General features: G+C 38.5%; 14 protein-coding genes. 10 read left to right on the top strand and 4 right to left on the bottom strand.

All coding sequences use genetic code 11. The features are described from left to right. Positions 1-23: 23 nt before the first annotated feature. A complete protein-coding gene (locus FRZ54_RS04980) occupies positions 24-308 on the top strand; it encodes a hypothetical protein (RefSeq protein WP_147030543.1) in 285 nt (94 codons plus the stop codon). Between the two features lie 147 nt (positions 309-455). On the opposite strand, the gene FRZ54_RS04985 is transcribed toward FRZ54_RS04980, so the two are convergent. Together FRZ54_RS04985 and FRZ54_RS04990 are read right to left on the bottom strand one after the other, a co-directional pair. Continuing rightward, the gene (locus tag FRZ54_RS04985) at positions 456-1,544 is read right to left on the bottom strand and encodes a S1/P1 nuclease (protein ID WP_147030544.1); all 1,089 of its coding nucleotides are present in this window, start codon (positions 1,542-1,544) and stop codon (positions 456-458) included. A gap of 168 nt (positions 1,545-1,712) precedes the next feature. Then, positions 1,713-2,000 (bottom strand): hypothetical protein, encoded by a 288-nt coding sequence (locus tag FRZ54_RS04990; protein ID WP_147030545.1) that lies wholly within the window; start codon positions 1,998-2,000, stop codon positions 1,713-1,715. A gap of 155 nt (positions 2,001-2,155) precedes the next feature. Here FRZ54_RS04990 and FRZ54_RS04995 point away from each other — a divergent pair, with 155 nt between their 5' ends. From FRZ54_RS04995 to mobC, 4 genes are all read left to right on the top strand, one after another. Then, complete coding sequence (locus FRZ54_RS04995) at positions 2,156-3,031, top strand: toprim domain-containing protein (protein ID WP_147030546.1); 876 nt, start codon at positions 2,156-2,158, stop codon at positions 3,029-3,031. Positions 3,032-3,295: 264 nt separating this feature from the next. Beyond that, positions 3,296-3,682: a plasmid mobilization protein gene (locus FRZ54_RS05000; protein ID WP_147030547.1), complete on the top strand. Its 387-nt coding sequence runs from the start codon at positions 3,296-3,298 to the stop codon at positions 3,680-3,682. Next, positions 3,670-4,917, top strand: a complete 1,248-nt coding sequence (locus FRZ54_RS05005) for a relaxase/mobilization nuclease domain-containing protein (RefSeq protein ID WP_147030548.1) — start codon at positions 3,670-3,672, stop codon at positions 4,915-4,917. The genes FRZ54_RS05000 and FRZ54_RS05005 overlap by 13 nt, the downstream gene beginning before the upstream one ends. 11 nt (positions 4,918-4,928) lie before the next feature. After that, positions 4,929-6,911 carry a conjugal transfer protein MobC gene (mobC, locus tag FRZ54_RS05010; protein ID WP_147030549.1) on the top strand — a complete coding sequence of 661 codons (1,983 nt, stop codon included), beginning with the start codon at positions 4,929-4,931 and terminating at the stop codon, positions 6,909-6,911. 43 nt (positions 6,912-6,954) lie between these two features. Here the strand turns inward: mobC and FRZ54_RS05015 are convergent, their stop codons facing one another. Beyond that, entirely contained in the window at positions 6,955-8,367 is a 1,413-nt protein-coding gene (locus FRZ54_RS05015; protein WP_187359747.1) for a rhomboid family intramembrane serine protease, read from the bottom strand. Positions 8,368-8,843: 476 nt separating this feature from the next. Here FRZ54_RS05015 and FRZ54_RS05020 point away from each other — a divergent pair, with 476 nt between their 5' ends. Genes FRZ54_RS05020 through FRZ54_RS05040 form a run of 5 tightly spaced genes read left to right on the top strand, consistent with a single transcriptional unit; the run spans position 8,844 to position 15,141 of the window. Further along, positions 8,844-9,752: a DUF4007 family protein gene (locus tag FRZ54_RS05020; RefSeq protein WP_147030551.1), complete on the top strand. Its 909-nt coding sequence runs from the start codon at positions 8,844-8,846 to the stop codon at positions 9,750-9,752. After that, positions 9,742-12,960: a hypothetical protein gene (locus FRZ54_RS05025; protein WP_147030552.1), complete on the top strand. Its 3,219-nt coding sequence runs from the start codon at positions 9,742-9,744 to the stop codon at positions 12,958-12,960. Before FRZ54_RS05020 ends, FRZ54_RS05025 begins: the two co-directional genes overlap by 11 nt. Beyond that, positions 12,957-14,060: a phosphoadenosine phosphosulfate reductase family protein gene (locus FRZ54_RS05030; protein ID WP_147030553.1), complete on the top strand. Its 1,104-nt coding sequence runs from the start codon at positions 12,957-12,959 to the stop codon at positions 14,058-14,060. Before FRZ54_RS05025 ends, FRZ54_RS05030 begins: the two co-directional genes overlap by 4 nt. An 11-nt stretch (positions 14,061-14,071) precedes the next feature. Beyond that, positions 14,072-14,755, top strand: a complete 684-nt coding sequence (locus tag FRZ54_RS05035; protein WP_147030554.1) for a hypothetical protein — start codon at positions 14,072-14,074, stop codon at positions 14,753-14,755. Beyond that, entirely contained in the window at positions 14,752-15,141 is a 390-nt protein-coding gene (locus FRZ54_RS05040) for a nucleoside 2-deoxyribosyltransferase domain-containing protein (protein WP_147030555.1), read from the top strand. Before FRZ54_RS05035 ends, FRZ54_RS05040 begins: the two co-directional genes overlap by 4 nt. Positions 15,142-15,190: 49 nt before the next feature. Here the strand turns inward: FRZ54_RS05040 and FRZ54_RS05045 are convergent, their stop codons facing one another. Next, positions 15,191-16,915: an ATP-binding protein gene (locus FRZ54_RS05045; RefSeq protein WP_147030556.1), complete on the bottom strand. Its 1,725-nt coding sequence runs from the start codon at positions 16,913-16,915 to the stop codon at positions 15,191-15,193. Between the last annotated feature and the right edge of the window lie 8 nt (positions 16,916-16,923).

Here is a 16,923-nt window from a genome sequence, read left to right on the forward strand (position 1 = left end):
AAACTTGTAAAAAGGAGACAGCGATGGGAATGATGATTTTGGGAGTGTTGGTATTGCTCACAGGTATAGCACTCCGCTACAGCTACGGCAGGGCACGTTATAACAAACGGTTCGAACCTGTAAAGGTGGTTTCTTATGAACGGAAAATAATGTCCGATACCGGGCAGGAGTTAAAATTCTTCCTCTATATCGCCTGCATCATTGTTGGTCTTATCCTTTTGACAATGGGTTATATCATCCATAAAGACCCTAATGCAAACGACTTGAAAAGGCCGACTACTTCTGCGGTCATCAAATCCCATTTATAAAATAGCTGGCCAGCACATCCTTCGGAAGAGCTGGCTTTTTTTGTTGACAGCCAGATACCTGAAAAGGTATTCTTTCTGCCTGATGAAACTCGATTTCCTTTTCAGCTAACAGGCTGTTAGCCTCTGTTATGAGTGCTTCTTTAAAAATTATTTTTCTAAAGAGATTTGCGAGGCATCTTTGATCACGATCTCCGGCTTTCCATTATACATTTGTTGCACGCCCCGCACACATATTCTTTTCCCTCTGAAGTATTCTGCCGGGTTGTCCCCGAATTGCTGTCCGATCTTCTTATGGATAACCACCGTTAGTTTCTGATTTGGATATGCTGCCCCAAGATTTAATAAGGTCATTCCTGAACTGGCAAAATAGCGGCCATCGTACACTTTATCACAGATTATATTCTGATTTTCTGCCTTAGTTGGTACACGATTGCTATTGCTTGTCTTGTAATTTCCGAACACCTCATTCAAGACCGCAGCCAGGCGAATGCCGCCCTGCTCGATCCGCTCTTCAATGGTCGGCATATGTTGCTGGTAGTAATTATCGCTAATAGTCCGGCCACGCATCTGGTCAACCTCTGCATATAAACGGCTGCTGATCTGGTAACTTTCCCAGGCCCAATCAATGGCCGGGGTACTTTCCCAAGCTTTGATTTTTTGCTGACCGATGTGGTCATATTGCGCTGCCAATTGCTGATCGCTCATTCCCTGCCGTTCGATTAACTTCGTATCCCAAAGGCTGTGCAGATTTGTGCCTTTACCATTGAAATTCACTTGTATTGTATTGCCGCCCTTATCTTCAGCTCTGCTCACATGCATGGGTTGGTGAATGTCGCCGACGAAATGGATCAGGAATTTTAACGCTTCAGTTTTTTGATCTTTAGAAGCCGTCTTATCTTTTAGTATAGTTTCAGTTTTTAGTATTTCATTATAGACATTGCTATTTGACATTGTTGTCACAGTACGCACAAATTCCTCATGATTTAATCCAAGTGGCAGGTTTAGAAAATGCCAGGAAGATGTCTTACGATAGGCTCCTTGATTTCTTATTTCATCCGCCCAGGTGCTTGCATCAGCCATGCTTTGTCCGTCCAGAAGCTCAGTAACCGCCGCCTTTGCGCCGGCATTCAAATGCCTTTCCGCTATGTCAGCAATCGTCCTATGTCCTGTAATGCCCCAGGAAATGAAAACAAGTGAAAATATACAGATGACAACACTGCCTACGATTTTTTTCATGCCCAAAGATAAGACGACAATGTTATGGTAGTGATTGAAAGAGGCGTAAAAAAATAACGCCCCCAATCACTCGCTGAACGGGGGCATTAACCTAAACCTTATCACAATTTGTGTGAGATTTCAAATATAGCATTTAGATTATATAATGAAATTACTGAGGCTACATTTTCATTTAGTGTTTAGTGCCTTAAGCTTTTCACTTAATTCACTGAGCCCTGCTTTTTGCAGGCAGTCCTCTGAAATCTTTGAAAGCTCTGCAAAAATATCTTTTGGCACATTAGCCAGTAATCCGCCTGCTTCCTCATCGCCTTTGCTGTTCAAGCCACGCTGGATCACATTACTGAGCAGCAGGACGTGCTTCCTTGACATTTTAAGATCGATCTTCACCATTTCGTTCATTCCGGGACTACTCAATACTGTATCAAATACTTTTCCCGCTTCACTTGCTGTTAGCATACCATTTAATTTAAGTGTAACAATATTGTTTTAAGGGCTAATGTATGGAAGCCAATTTTATCCTATAGCAGCTCTTTAAAATTTAAAGGGCTGCAAGTGAAGCCACAAGCGCTCGGTAATTTCGTATCACAAACTAACAGGAAGGGTTGAAGGCGATGGATAAGAAATTGAATAGTGTCTCCTGTAATACGGCAAATCAAATTGACCTTGTTACTTATCTTGCTGATTGTGGCTTTGAGCCCGTTAAAGTTTGCGGTGAAAACTACTGGTATCTTTCACCCTTACGAAGTGAAAATACTGCATCTTTTAAAATCAATAGAAGGCTGAATAGATGGTATGATCATGGCATTGGGAAAGGCGGTAAACTGGTAGATCTTGGAATCGCTCTTTTCGACTGCAGTGTTTCAGAATTTCTTAAAAAACTTACCGGTTCTGTTTCTTTTCATAAGCCGTCGCTTCTGCCTTTTGCGACCCTTGAGAACGTACCAATAATTACCGTCGAAGAGGTAAAACCCATCCAGTCACCGGCCTTATTGAAATATCTCTGCTCACGAAAGATCGCCATCGAAATAGCACTTGAATATTGCTGCCAGGTCCATTATTCCATTGGCCCCAAAACCTTTTATGCATTGGGCTTCGCAAATGGTGCCGGCGGTTATGAATTGCGCAGCAAATATTTTAAAGGAAGCAGCAGTCCGAAGGACCTCACACTGATAAAAAACGGCTTTCATCAGCTATGCGTATTTGAGGGTTTTTTTGATTTTCTATCTTATCTAACCATATATCAAAACAGGATGTCTGGCACGGACTATCTTATCCTCAATAGCCTTTCTTTTTTCGAAAAAGCGATCCTGCTGTCAGCCGGATACAATCTTAAACGTCTCTATCTCGACCGGGATAAAGCCGGACAAAATTGCAGTCGCCAGGCTATTGCTATGAAACAGCATTATTTGGATGAAAGCGGACTTTACTATGGATACAAAGACCTTAATGATTATCTGGTATATAAACCTACAAATGGGCAGCAATAATAGTAACGCTAAAGCAGGCTGCATAACGCAAAGTTGTACAATCTCTGTGCATTGCAAAAGTGCATGCCGATTTAGCAAATGCTGGAGTTATAACTGCCTTAAGAAAGGGCAAGCAATAAAGATTGCTGTGTTTTTTGCAATCGGCCAGATGTACGGTTGTATCACAACCGGATCTGGCCGCCGGCCACTCGGAACTCGTTGGCGGATATTGTAGCAGCTTTCTCCATTATATTTTGAATGAACAAGTGAAAACGATCAGTGCAAATGGAACAGGAAAACAACAAAACGGAATGGCTGCATTTACGGCTGACATCCGATGAAAAATCAAAGATTGAAAAGGCATATAAGAAAACAACTTGTCGGAAACTAAGCGACTATGCCCGAAAAATACTACTGGGCAAACCGTTGATTGCCACTTATCGGGATCAGTCGCTTGATGACTTAATGGCAGAACTGATAAAGCTTCGCGGAGAGCTTAATGCGATTGGAAATAACTTCAATCAAGTAGTAAGAAAGCTGCATTTGCACAATCAAACAGGCCAACTGCAGAGCTGGGTTATGCGCTACGAAGCCGACAATGAACGCCTCATACAATCTGTACAAAACATCGAGCAACACATCAATAAAATGGCGGATTCATGGTTGCGGTAATACATGTTAGCAGGCGTTTTCATAATGTATTAAACTACAATGAAAAGAAGGTCAGGGAACAGGTAGCTGTTTGCCTGGAGGCAGCAAATTATCCAAAAAACGCAGCCGATTTAAGCTTCAATCAAAAGCTCAAACGGCTGGAAAATCAGGCGAGCCTCAACGAAAGAACGATCGTAAACTGTGTTCATATTTCCCTGAACTTCGATCCGAGTGAGCAACTGTCCGGCCAGCTTTTAAAAGAACTTACGGCGGAATATATGGACAAGATTGGCTTTGGAGAGCAGCCGTATTTACTGTACCGTCATAACGATGCTGGCCACCCACATGTCCATATTGTGAGCACCAATATTAAGGCCGATGGCAGGAGGATTGAGCTGCATAACCTGGGGAAGAACCAATCTGAAAAAGCGCGGAAAGAGATTGAGTTAAAGTACGGTTTGCTGCGCCCGGAGGACAGTAAAAACAGGCAGCGATATGAGTTAAACCCAGTAAATGTACAGAAGGTCTCGTATGGCAAAACAGCAACAAAAAGAGCGATCACAACTGTCTTAAGCAAGGTTATTTCAGAGTATAAATATTCTTCCCTGCCTGAGCTAAATGCCATACTCCAGCAATACAATGTCGTTGCAGACCGGGGCACAGAACATTCGAGAATTAACAAGAATAACGGACTTGTTTATCGAATACTCAATGAGCAAGGGGAACGAGTTGGTGTCCCTATTAAAGCAAGTGATTTTTATAATAAGCCAACCCTGAAATACCTCCAGGAACGGTTCAAAGTAAATGAACCGCAAAAGGCTAACAATAAAGCCCGGCTTAAAAATTCAATCGATTTTGCACTGCTGAAAAAGGAAAAACAAACTATTGAATCTCTCGCAAAAGCGCTTGACAAGGAAGGGATAAATCTTGTATTGAGGCGAAATGAACAGGGATATATTTATGGGATAACATATGTTGACCATCGCACAAAATGCGTGTTTAACGGCAGTGATCTCGGGAAAAACTATTCCGCAAAAGCAGTGATAGAGCGATGCAACGCGGAACAAAACCAATTAAAATCTGACGCTAAAAAGTCACCTCAAATATTCACTAAACAGGATAACGGCGACTCATTTGTGGAATCCGTTGTGTCTGGACTTGGCGGTGAATTATTAAGACAGGAATATACCGGCGATAACATGCCTTACGATTTGAAAAAGAAAAGGAAGAAGCGGAAAAGAATTTCAAACGATTAAAATATAATGCAATGCAGACAGGTGAAAACGAACAGGCGCTGAGGAAAATCCTGGATATGACCAGGCTGATCAGCATGGTAATTTTAGGCTTACACTTCTACTATTACTGCTATCATGCCTTTCAACTTTGGCATTTAACAGCCCCAATAACGGACAATATAATGAGGAACGTTACCAATACGGGTTTATTTAAATCTTTCATTTCCTCGAAACTGATTGCACTTGGTTTCCTGGTTATTTCATTGCTTGGCTCGAAAGGGAGGAAGAACGAAAAACTGAATGCGAAGACTGCAGTAGCTTACGCAATTAGTGGTACTCTATGCTATTTTATTAGCTATCTAAGTTTGCTGATTCCCGCTGACCCGAAAACTGTAACAATAATTTATATAAGCATTACAACGATCGGTTATTTGTTGATCATGAACGGTGGGGCTTTGCTTTCAAGGATCATCCGCAACAGGCTAAGCAACGATATATTTAACAAGGACAATGAGACATTCCCCCAGGAGGAGCGCCTACTCGAAAATGAATATTCCATTAACCTTCCGGCACAATACAATCTCAAAGGCAAAACCAGGAAAAGCTGGATAAACATTATTAATCCGTTCCGCTCGCTCTTGGTGTTGGGAACGCCGGGCTCTGGTAAGTCCTACTTTGTTATCCGTCATGTTATTACCCAACACATCAAAAAAGGGTTCGCCATGTTCGTCTATGATTTCAAATTTGACGACCTGACAACCATCGTTTACAATACCTGGCTACAGAATAAAGACAAGTACAAAAGACCATCTGGATTTTATGTGATCAACTTTGACGATCTATCCCGCAGCCATCGCTGTAACCCTTTAGACCCTTCATCTATGTTTGACATTACGGACGCAGCAGAATCAGCCCGGACCATTCTGCTTGGTCTAAACCGGGAATGGATAAAACGCCAGGGCGATTTCTTCGTGGAGTCACCGATTAACTTCCTGACTGCTATAATCTGGTTCCTTAAAAAATACCGTGACGGTGAGTTCTGCACCCTGCCCCATGTAATTGAGTTGATGCAAATGGATTACGATAGCCTGTTTACAATTCTCAGGACAGAAAAGGAAATCGAGGTACTGATAAACCCCTTCGTAAATGCTTACCTAAATGATGTCATGGAACAGCTGGAGGGCCAGATCGCTTCGGCAAAAATTGCAATGGCCCGCCTTTCATCTCCTCAACTATATTACGTGCTTTCGGGCAATGACTTCACACTTGACATCAATGATCCGGAAAAACCAAAGTTGGTTTGCATGGGTAACAATCCGCAGAAAATACAGATTTATGGAGCAGTCCTTTCGCTTTATGTTAACCGTTTAGTCAAGCTGGTTAATAAGAAAGGGAAGCTCAAAAGCAGTCTTGTGTTTGACGAGTTCCCAACAATTTATTTAAATAACATGGATAGCCTGATAGCTACTGCCAGGAGTAATAAAGTTGCAACCTGCCTGGGCATTCAGGACTTCTCACAACTCCGCAAGGACTACGGCCGTGAGCAAGCCGACGTAATCATGAACATCGTCGGGAATATTATCTCTGGCCAGGTTACAGGGGATACTGCTAAACAACTATCAGAACGTTTCGGCAAGATTATGCAGGACCGGGAGAGCTTGTCTATAAATAGTCAGGACACTTCAATCAGTCGATCCAAACAGCTAGAAGCCGCAGTGCCTCCTTCCACAATTTCTTCTTTGAGTTCCGGCGAGTTTGTCGGAATGGTCGCAGATGATCCCGACAATAAAATTGAGCGGAAAACCTTTCATTGTGAAATTCTAAATAACCAGGAGAGACTTGTAAAAGAACAGAACAGTTATCAAGGGGTGAAGCAGATTAAAAAGATAGACAGCACAATCATATTGCAAAACTATTTACAGGTCAAAACCGATATACAGGAAATCATTATTTCTGAAATGGAAAGGTTAATAAATGATCCTTCCTTACAATATTTAATAATAAAAAAGAATTAGGCAAACTACTTGAGTTAAAATCAAGATTCATTAACGATCAATATTACTCGGTAGTGATAGTGACTTCATCCGCCGGCCTTATGCTTTTACCTTTTTTTCTCTTATTGTTGGGTTCGTCGACGAAAAAATACATTATATATCCGATGAGAATTCCTGTCAGTAAACCACCGATATGGGCAGCATTATCAATGCCCCCTGCAAAACCCATTATTAAGTTAATCCCGATAAAAATTGCGTTATTTATTAATAACCCTTTTTTTGAACTTGTATCTACCTTATTAGTTGTCAGCAAAGCTGTTAACACACCAAATAAACCAAAAATAGCCCCAGACGCACCGACACTTAAGGTCGCCGGATGCCACCAGATACTCGCTAGGCTTGCAAACAGACCACATAGGATGTATGCAATTAAATATTTAGCTCTGCCTAAAATAGGTTCCAGGAAAATAGAAACAAAAAGCAAACCATACATATTCAACATCAAGTGCATTAATCCTCCATGCAAAAAGATGTTAGTCAAAAGACGCCACCATTGCCCGTCAATCACAGCCGGCCGGTAATTAGCCCCCCATGCATATAACTCTTGGCCGTCAAACGAGATAAACCCTAATCCGGCAAAAACCATAATTACAAAAACCAAAATATTTATTGCAATTATGATCAGCGAGACAGACGATTTTTTGGTAATTCGTATGGTCTGAATGAATTTACAAAACGATTTCCATTGATTTTGAAAACTATACTCTGGAAGCTTTTTAAATTCTGCGCTGTTAAACTTTGGGAATAACAACATGACAAACCAAATGATTGCGCCAATAGCGAATGACCTAAAAATCCAACCAAGTTTTTTTCCATTCCTCGCTTCAAACGGTTCATTCCTGGATTCGAAAACTAACGGTTCTCTGCCATCATATTGAGGAATCTCCTTTATCGCAGCGTAATAACCCTTGCGGTGGTCATTGTTACCGATATGATCCAAATATACAAACTGATTGAGGTCCTGTTCCCGCAGTTTATTGTATGCTTCAATACCTAATTCTTTAAATGCCTGTTCTTTTTCAGCATCGCTACTGTGATTACTAATGCCTTTTGTGTATTCTGTTCCCAGCCATGCCACTGGCAATTTGAATGTACTATTGTTGTCGACGCGAGTTTGTGGAACTTTATCTAAAATAGGACAAGCAACATACACGTGAAAAGTCAAATTTTCGTTATTTCTTCCGCTTACTTCCGTTCTTCGATGTATCACTGCATGTTGTTTATCGATATAGTGATTAGCAATGGTGTAGTATTTCGTGATCGGCTTTTGACTTATTTCGCTAGTCTGTATTACAGGTGTCAGTTTACCTGTTGCTGTTAGTAAATAGTTTTGTAACACAATAGTTGGGATTGATATAGCAAGGCAAGCGGCAAAAAGATAGAGAAACGGTAAATTCCCTTGCCTGTCTTTTAACATCAGCAACTTAATTCTCGGTCTTAAAAAAATATATACTGGTATTATTGGCAGACAAAATGGTAACCAAAAGTTGGTTAAATCCTCGTTTAAGGTCAATAAGGGAAATTGATAAACGACTAGCCATATTAGAAATGAATATATTACGATAAAGCCAAAAGCTATCAGTAAGAATGGTAGATATATTAGTCTAATCTTAATTAAAAAATTGGTCATCAAATTGTGATTTCAATTTTAAATATATAAAAGCATTCTTTCTCTCAGCCACTGATTTTTTAAAATAATGGCAGGCGGTTGCGAACAGATACAGGCACTTAAATCCTTGCTGCAATTCTTAAATTGGTTTTTCGTTGCAAAGTTTGACGACTTTCACGATTGTCATAATACACATCGTGTTAATAAAGTATTTATGTGAACGGCGCTTTTTTTTGTTACTTTACATTATATAATTTGCTAAAATATTTGGCAATTTTTTACTTATGGAAGTACTTGATAAACAAAGCGTTAAATATACTTTTTCAGGGCACGATACCTTTCAGTGCAGGCAACTTTGGTTAAAAAAGGGATATGAATTCGTTAAAGAAAATAAATCATTCAATAACGAATCCGCAGTTGTTGACCTAGGTGTTGGTAAAAACATGGTTTCAGCGATCAATTATTGGTTAAAGGCCTTTGATTTATTGGATAAGGACGGTCAGCCGACTACGATAGCGGAGTATCTCCTTGATGATAATGGGAAGGATCCATATTTGGAGGATGAAGCCTCTCTTTGGCTTTTGCACTATCACCTGGTAAAAAAAGGATTGGCATCAACGTACAGTCTCATTTTTAACGAATTAAGAAGAGAGAAAATTGAATTCACCAAGGATAACTTTATTGCTTTTGTGAATAGAAAAGCGGAAAGCCTCGGCTTCGTCAATATAAACATGAAAACTGTCGCGACTGATTTCGACATTTTTGTAAAAATGTATAAGCTTACGAACTCGCAAGGAAAGGACATTGAGGATACTTTTTCTGGCCTGCTTACTGAATTAAACCTTCTGAAATTTGATGTCCGTAAATCAGATGAGAAAACAGAAACATACTATTATATCGATAATGCAGAACGGGTGGAAATTCCTGATGAAGTCGTATTATATGCAATAATAAATTCCGGAGGATTTGACAAATCAATAAATTTATCAGCGATCGAACAAAACCCAGATAATGCCGGCTCAATATTCGCATTAAATAGGACTGGCTTAGTTAATAAACTCGAATCAATCGCCTCGTCGAAGAAATTCAAAGAGTATGGCATCACCTATACTGACCATGCCGGGATCAAAGAACTACAATTTAAATCAATTCCTAATCCTTTTGATATTCTGAATAAATACTATGGCATCTAAATTCACAACTTCAGTAAACATCATCAGAGATAGTGAAAAGGAACTAAATTATATTCCTACTCCGAATGCTGTGCGGGTTGTCAATCAGCTTGCAAATGACTATAAATTGGGAGTTAGGTCTTTCAACATTATTGGGTCTTACGGCACAGGCAAGTCCGCTTTCCTGTGGGCCTTTCAACAAAGCATAACAGGCAGGAAAAAGCACTTTGGCATCAATATTTTACAAAACCCGAGTATAGGATTCATCAATATGATAGGTGAATATAAATCTATCAAAGAAACATTTGCTGATTATTTTGAGGTTAAGAATAACCGAAATTTATCAGAGAATATCTTCTCAGAGATTTACAACCGATATCATGACTTAGGCAAAAAAAATCCTTTATTATTTATCGTTATTGATGAATTCGGCAAATTCCTGGAGTTTGCTGCCCAGAATGAACCTGAAAAAGAATTGTACTTCATCCAGCAGTTGTCTGAGTTCGTTAATAACCCTGATTCGAATATCATTCTATTAACAGCGGTCCATCAAAATTTTGATGCCTATGCCATCTCATTAAATAATAGCCAAAAGCAGGAATGGACGAAAGTAAAAGGTCGATTCCGAGAAATAACCTTTAATGAACCAGTAGAACAACTATTATTTTTAGCTTCTGAGCACCTGAACAAAAGGTCGCCGGCAGTTGAAAATGAAAAATCAATAACGAAAGCGAACAACCTTTTCATAAAATCCAAGGCCTTCAGTATTAATGCAGATTATCTTGGGGAAATATCGTCTAAACTATATCCATTAGATTTATTTTCTGCCAGTATTCTGACCTCATCTTTACAGAAATATGGGCAAAATGAAAGGTCATTGTTTTCCTTTCTTGAATCAACAGATCATACAGGGATTGTCCAACATCAGTTTCATAACTCCGGTTTCTATAGTATCGCAGAAGTTTATGATTATTTGATATTCAATTTCTATTCTTACATAAACTCTCGATATAATCCTGATTTTTCGGCATGGAAATCGATAAAAAGCACGCTGGAGCGTGTGGACAATATTTTCGAAAAGGACATAAATCTTTTAGCCAAAATCATAAAAACAATAGGGCTACTTAATATTTTTACCGCAGCTGGGTCATCGTTAGATAAAGCTTTTATAGTCGGCTATTCAGAACAGTGTTTAGGAATTAAGAATGCCGCGTATTTAATCGAAGAACTTGAAGTAAAGAAATTAATTCTGTTCAGAAACTATAGTAACCGCTATGTTTTATTTGAGGGAACTGATCTAGATTTCCAAACGGCTCTTTTAGCTGCTGGCAATAAGATTAACGAAATTACAGATATCACGACGCTGTTAAAGAAACATTACCAATTACCCCCAATTATTGCAAAAGAAATATCTTACACGACTGGGACGCCAAGATTATTTGAATATGTTATATCCGCCCATCCTATTGATCAAATTCCGCAAGGTGAAATTGACGGATATATAAATCTAATTTTCAATGACAAACTTAAACAAAGTGAAATTATTGAATACTCGAGTAAACAAAAAGAGGCAATACTCTATTGCTATTATAAGAAATCAGGAAGCATCAAAGATTTATTACTGGAAATTGAAAAAACTAAAAAAGTAATTGAAGAAAATATTGACGATAGAGTCGCTGTTCGCGAGCTAAATAACAGTATTCTCCATCAACAAAACTTCTTAACTCATAAAATATTAAATAATTTCTATTCAGTTAAGCCAGAAGTTGTTTGGATATTTAAGGGGAAAGAGATTGACATTCCTAACAGAAAAGTTTTCAATAAGCAACTATCTGAAATTTGCCGAACCATATATTCGAAGAGCCCAATATTTAATAATGAGCTCGTAAACAAACATAAGATATCATCCTCTATTCATACTGCGAAAAGGAACTATTATAAGGCACTAACAGCAAATTGGGACAAGCCACATTTAGGATTTCCGGAAAATAAATTCCCACCAGAGAAGACCATCTATCTTTCATTACTGGAAAGTAACAATATCAATCTCATTTCAGACGAGTTAGATGGGCCTATATTGCCGAATAACAAAAACAAATTCCAGTACCTTTGGAAAGTCTCTAATGACTTTCTTGATAGCGCAAAAATATCAAGACGTAAAGTCTCTGAATTCGTTGAGCTTCTGGGAAAGCGGCCTTACAAATTAAAGCAGGGACTAATTGATTTTTGGATTCCTACATTCCTATTTATAAAAAGAGATGATTTTGCTTTGTTTGGTGAAAACGGTTACATCCCGTTTTTAAATGACGAGGTTCTTGAATTAATGGTAAAAGATCCCGATGAATATGAAATTAAAACATTCGATATTGACGGTGTAAAGCTTGACATATTTAACAGTTATAGAAAATTTTTAAACCAACAACAAGAATTAAAACTAACTGGCTCTACTTTTATTGAAACTATAAAACCTTTTCTGACTTTTTACAGGGACCTACCAGATTACGCTAAGAATACAAATCGTCTGAGTAGCGAAGCGCGATCTATAAGAACTGCAATAGCGAATTCAAAGGACCCTGAGAAAACTTTTTTCGAGGATTTTCCCGCTGCCTTAGGGTTTAAAATTGAAAACTTACAGTCATCCAAAAATGATTTACAGCGGTATATAACGAAGCTTCAGATTTCCATTAGGGAATTGCGAACTTGCTATGATGAACTTGTAAACAGAATTGAGCTATTTGTTCAAACTGAAATCATTTTTGAGGATGTACCTTTTGAAGGTTACAAAGAGAACCTCCAAAATAGGTATAAAAAATTGAGAAGGCATTTATTGCTTTCTAATCAAAAAATATTTGTACAACGTTTAGATTCATTGCTTGACGATAAAAAGGCCTGGCTCAATTCCATAGTTCAAGCTTTAATCGGGAAAAGCCTGGAAAAAATCCAGGATGAAGATGAAGTCATGATTTATGACAAATTCCACGAAATGATTTTAAGCCTAGATAGCTTGACAAAAATCTCTAAATCTGATTATAAAGAAGACAAAGAAGATATCTTTGATTTGCAAATAAATAGTTTTGTAGATGGTATTTCCAATAAGTTAGTTAGGCTTCCGAAATCAAAGCAGAAAGAGATTTCAGAAATTGGGGAAGTTCTGAAGAAAGGGCTTTCAAAAGATAGGCTTTTGAATATTGCAGCTCTAACTAATTTACTTAAAGATTTAATTAAATGAAGGTAAGACACGTATTAGGTATATCTGGAGGCAAGGACAGTGCCGCATTGGCTATATATATGAAGACAAACTACCCTGATCTGGATATTGAATATTATACTTCAGATACAGGCAGGGAGCTTGATGAAACTTATCATTTAATTGATAATTTGGAGATTTTTTTAGGAAAAAAAATACTTCGTCTAACAGCAGCTGACAACAGCCCGGAATTACCATTCGATCATTTCCTAAAGATGTACGGCGGTTTCTTGCCTTCGTCAAATGCCAGGTGGTGTACAAAGAAACTTAAGCTTGAACCTTTTGAGAAATTTGTTGGAAGCGACCCCGTAATATCCTATGTCGGAATACGAGGTGATGAAGAACGGGAGGGCTATATCTCAAAAAAGTCAAACATCCAATCGATTTTCCCTTTTCGAAAGAATATTTGGAGTGAAGATATCGTTATGAAAGTTCTTTCGAATGAAAATATATCCAAATTGACTGAACTGTTTAAACAGATTGATACTGCAAATAGTAAATCGGTCAGGATTCAGGAAATCATTTCAACTCCAGTTTCTAATTCTTTTACTCAGCCCCAAAAATTAAATCAGCTACTTGACTTGGGCATTAAGGAATTTAATCATTTAGTTTTTGAATTTCTAAAAGGAACAAACTATCCTTTGTCCAGAGAAACCGATTTCCCATTAGTAACAAATGAAGATGTCTTAGTGCGGGATGATATTTTTAAAATCCTTGAGGAGTCGGGTGTTGGTGTCCCCCAATACTATAAAGAAGTAGCGTTTGAAATCAACGGCAAGAATTCAACATACGCTCGCAGTCGATCCGGTTGCTTTTTTTGTTTCTACCAGCAAAAAATTGAGTGGGTATGGTTATACGAACAGCACCCAGATTTGTTTGAAAAAGCAATGGAGTATGAAAAGGACGGCTATACTTGGATGCAAGAAGAATCACTCTCAGATTTGATCAAGCCAGATAGAATTGCAAGAATAAAGGAAGATTACATTAAAAGAACAGAGAGGAATAAAAATTCAAACTCGCCTTATTTAATAGACATCCTGGCTGATGCAGAAGGTGAAGGATGTGCTAGTTGCTTTATCTAAAATAAAAAACAATGGAAAATCTCAAGTCCCTTTTTGAAGCTATGAAAGAGTTTATCTGGGATATAATTGGATATTTCATACCTGGATTTTATCTGATAATTCTACTTTCTGTTACGATACAATCCAAATATTATCTGGAGTCGACACTGCTAGACAAAAAAGGTGAAGGAATAAATTTTATAATAATTATACTTTCTTACATACTTGGTTATCTGATATATGGCCTTGGTGAACTTAAGGAAGACATGATGGGTAAAAACTCATTTGAAGATAAGACACAAGAAGAAATAAAAAATAGCAAAAACTACAAACTAGCCACAGAGCTTTTGCAAAAAAAAATTGATTCAAGTAATGTGCCAACGCGAATTGATCAATTAAGTATGAAGGAAACGCGAAATTTAGCGATGAGCTATACGCCCGAATCTGATAAGAAGGTTTATACTTTTATGTTCCGTTCGGATTTATCGCGACACATAGGGAATACATCATTTTTATTTGGAGGACTAGCTTTGCTAATATCCATCCTAAAGCTTTTTTTTAAATCCTTGGACATGATTTTTACTGATTCTGCACATATAACCCTGTATGTTTTTTTAATAATTTCATATTTTATATTTAAGAAAACAAGAGATAGATTTTACAAAATTGCGATGAGACTTCCTTTCTCCCTATTTATTTCAAAAAATAACCCATGAGTGCTAAAACAACTATTTTTTTATCTGGTGGCTTTAAATCAGACTGGCAATTGAAGGTTATCAATCGGTACAGCGAAAAGTTTGACTTTTTCAATCCTAGAAATCATGAAATAAAAGAACCGCATTTATACGCTTCTTGGGATATTCATTATGTTAGAAAATGTGACATTTTATTTGCCTACATGGAATCAACTAATCCTTCAGGGTTTGGTTTAATGTTTGAATTGGGTATGGCTTACGCTTTGAACAAAACGATTATATTGGTAGACGAAAAATCTCACGAAGACCCGGTTTTTGCTAAATATTTTAAAATTGCGCATCAACCGTCGAGTAATGTCTTTAGCAATTTAGAGGAGGCATTTCTCTTTCTAGATAAATTTGTTTAATGCAAAAAAGCAGGAGCGTTGAGACTGCTCCTGCTAATATTCCTACCAATTAAATAACATTTTTCACATTGCTCATTAATGTGTTTAAAAACTGGCCCCAATATGAAGTTAGATCTCTATACTTTTCATCCGGATTGACATCCATAGACTCCGCCTTTCCATAAGCAATAAATAGTAGGGTTAATGCTTCTACAGCCCGTTTACACACCCCAATTGCATCATCAGCACTAACCGCACCCGCGTCAAGCTCAGAAATGGATTTTAAGGGCTGCCACATCTCGCGGTAAAACTTATGACGGGTGTTCAGCCTTATAATGACCTTATTGCTTAAATGTTTTATGTCAATAAATTCATTTCCTGGGAAATCAACTGACTCAACGACAAATGGCGCCTCTTTGATTTTTTCAAGATACTCCTCCTTAGTTTCTTCGTCATCTCCTGTAACATCATTAGCCAGGTCATCTAGGATTTGCTTTTCTTCAGCTTTGCTAGCCGGCCCTTTTGCATTACCTTTCGGCATTATAGCATTCGTGTTACTCGCTGCCTGGGTAATCGATGCGTGTTCGCCAAAATTCGCTTTATGTTCTCGTTCGGCCTTTCCCCACGCCTCGTCCAGCATCGTTCTGGAGGTCTTTAGATATTTGGCTAGAATCTTTCTTATCTGATCGCGCAATTCACCGTGTGGTTCAACTCCCCGTTTGACATTCCGGACCCCAAAATAGGCATCTAAAGTTGGAGCAAAAGATACCTCAATACCAATAAAACGGTCGGGCTCTTGAATACCTCGAGGAAATATTCTTGGTACGTTAGTGTATGAAACCTCGCGATTAAGTCGTATGAAACTTATGCTCCCTTCATTTTCCGGTATCCTTAATTTTTTGGCAAAATCATCCCCACCCATACCGCGACGTCGTGTCACTTCTTCGGGATAAAGGGTTACCTTCACCGTTGCCTTAGCTGGGCCTACCTTTATCGTTTCCTCGGCTATTAAAGTTGCAGGGTAATGTTCTTTAACTTTACTGTCGGGGTTTTCCTTTTTAAAATGATCAAACAACATTTTATCCGCAAACGTGTCCTCCATTAAATAGAGCGGATCATGTGCCAGGAGTTCCAAATCATTGACATAGATGTTTATACCGCCATTAATAAAAAATCTAAAAATCCTCGCCAGCTCCTTCCGCAGATTTGCCTCCAGTTCATCGTAGCTGATTGCATAACGGCCATCCTCCAGCCGGTCTACCTTGCTCCACAAAACAACTGAACCAGTTTTGTCTACTATTTTATCAGTCCAATCAACCGGTAAGACCTTAGGCCTAGGAACCGGTATGAAATAAGGCTCTCCATTTTCTTCCTTTTCAATCATTTCGTCCAAGTCCAGGTATACATGGCTCCAGTCAAAATCTTCGGAATCCCTGCTCCACACGTCGAAACGTTTAGCAAAATTTAATGCAGCAAGTTTAGCGCCAACCCCATATTTACCAATCGTGTCCTCTCGCATGTACCTCGTTGAGTAGCCTATCTGAGGATAAAATTGTAGTATTTCGCGGCTCATACCATCGCCATCATCGATAATGGCAATTTCATTTACATATTTTTTCCCTTTTTTATTCTCCTTTTTGAAAAGGTATATGTATATATTGTTTGCTTTTGCCTCGATACTATTATCAATTACTTCTCCTAGCGCAGCCTCGATACTATAACCTGAGTCGCGCAAGGATTGCAATGCCTGGCCGGTTCTAATAAAAGGTACCGGAGATGTTAATATATTTTCCATTTTGTTCT

The organism is Mucilaginibacter ginsenosidivorans (assembly GCF_007971025.1).
GTDB lineage: Bacteria > Bacteroidota > Bacteroidia > Sphingobacteriales > Sphingobacteriaceae > Mucilaginibacter > Mucilaginibacter ginsenosidivorans.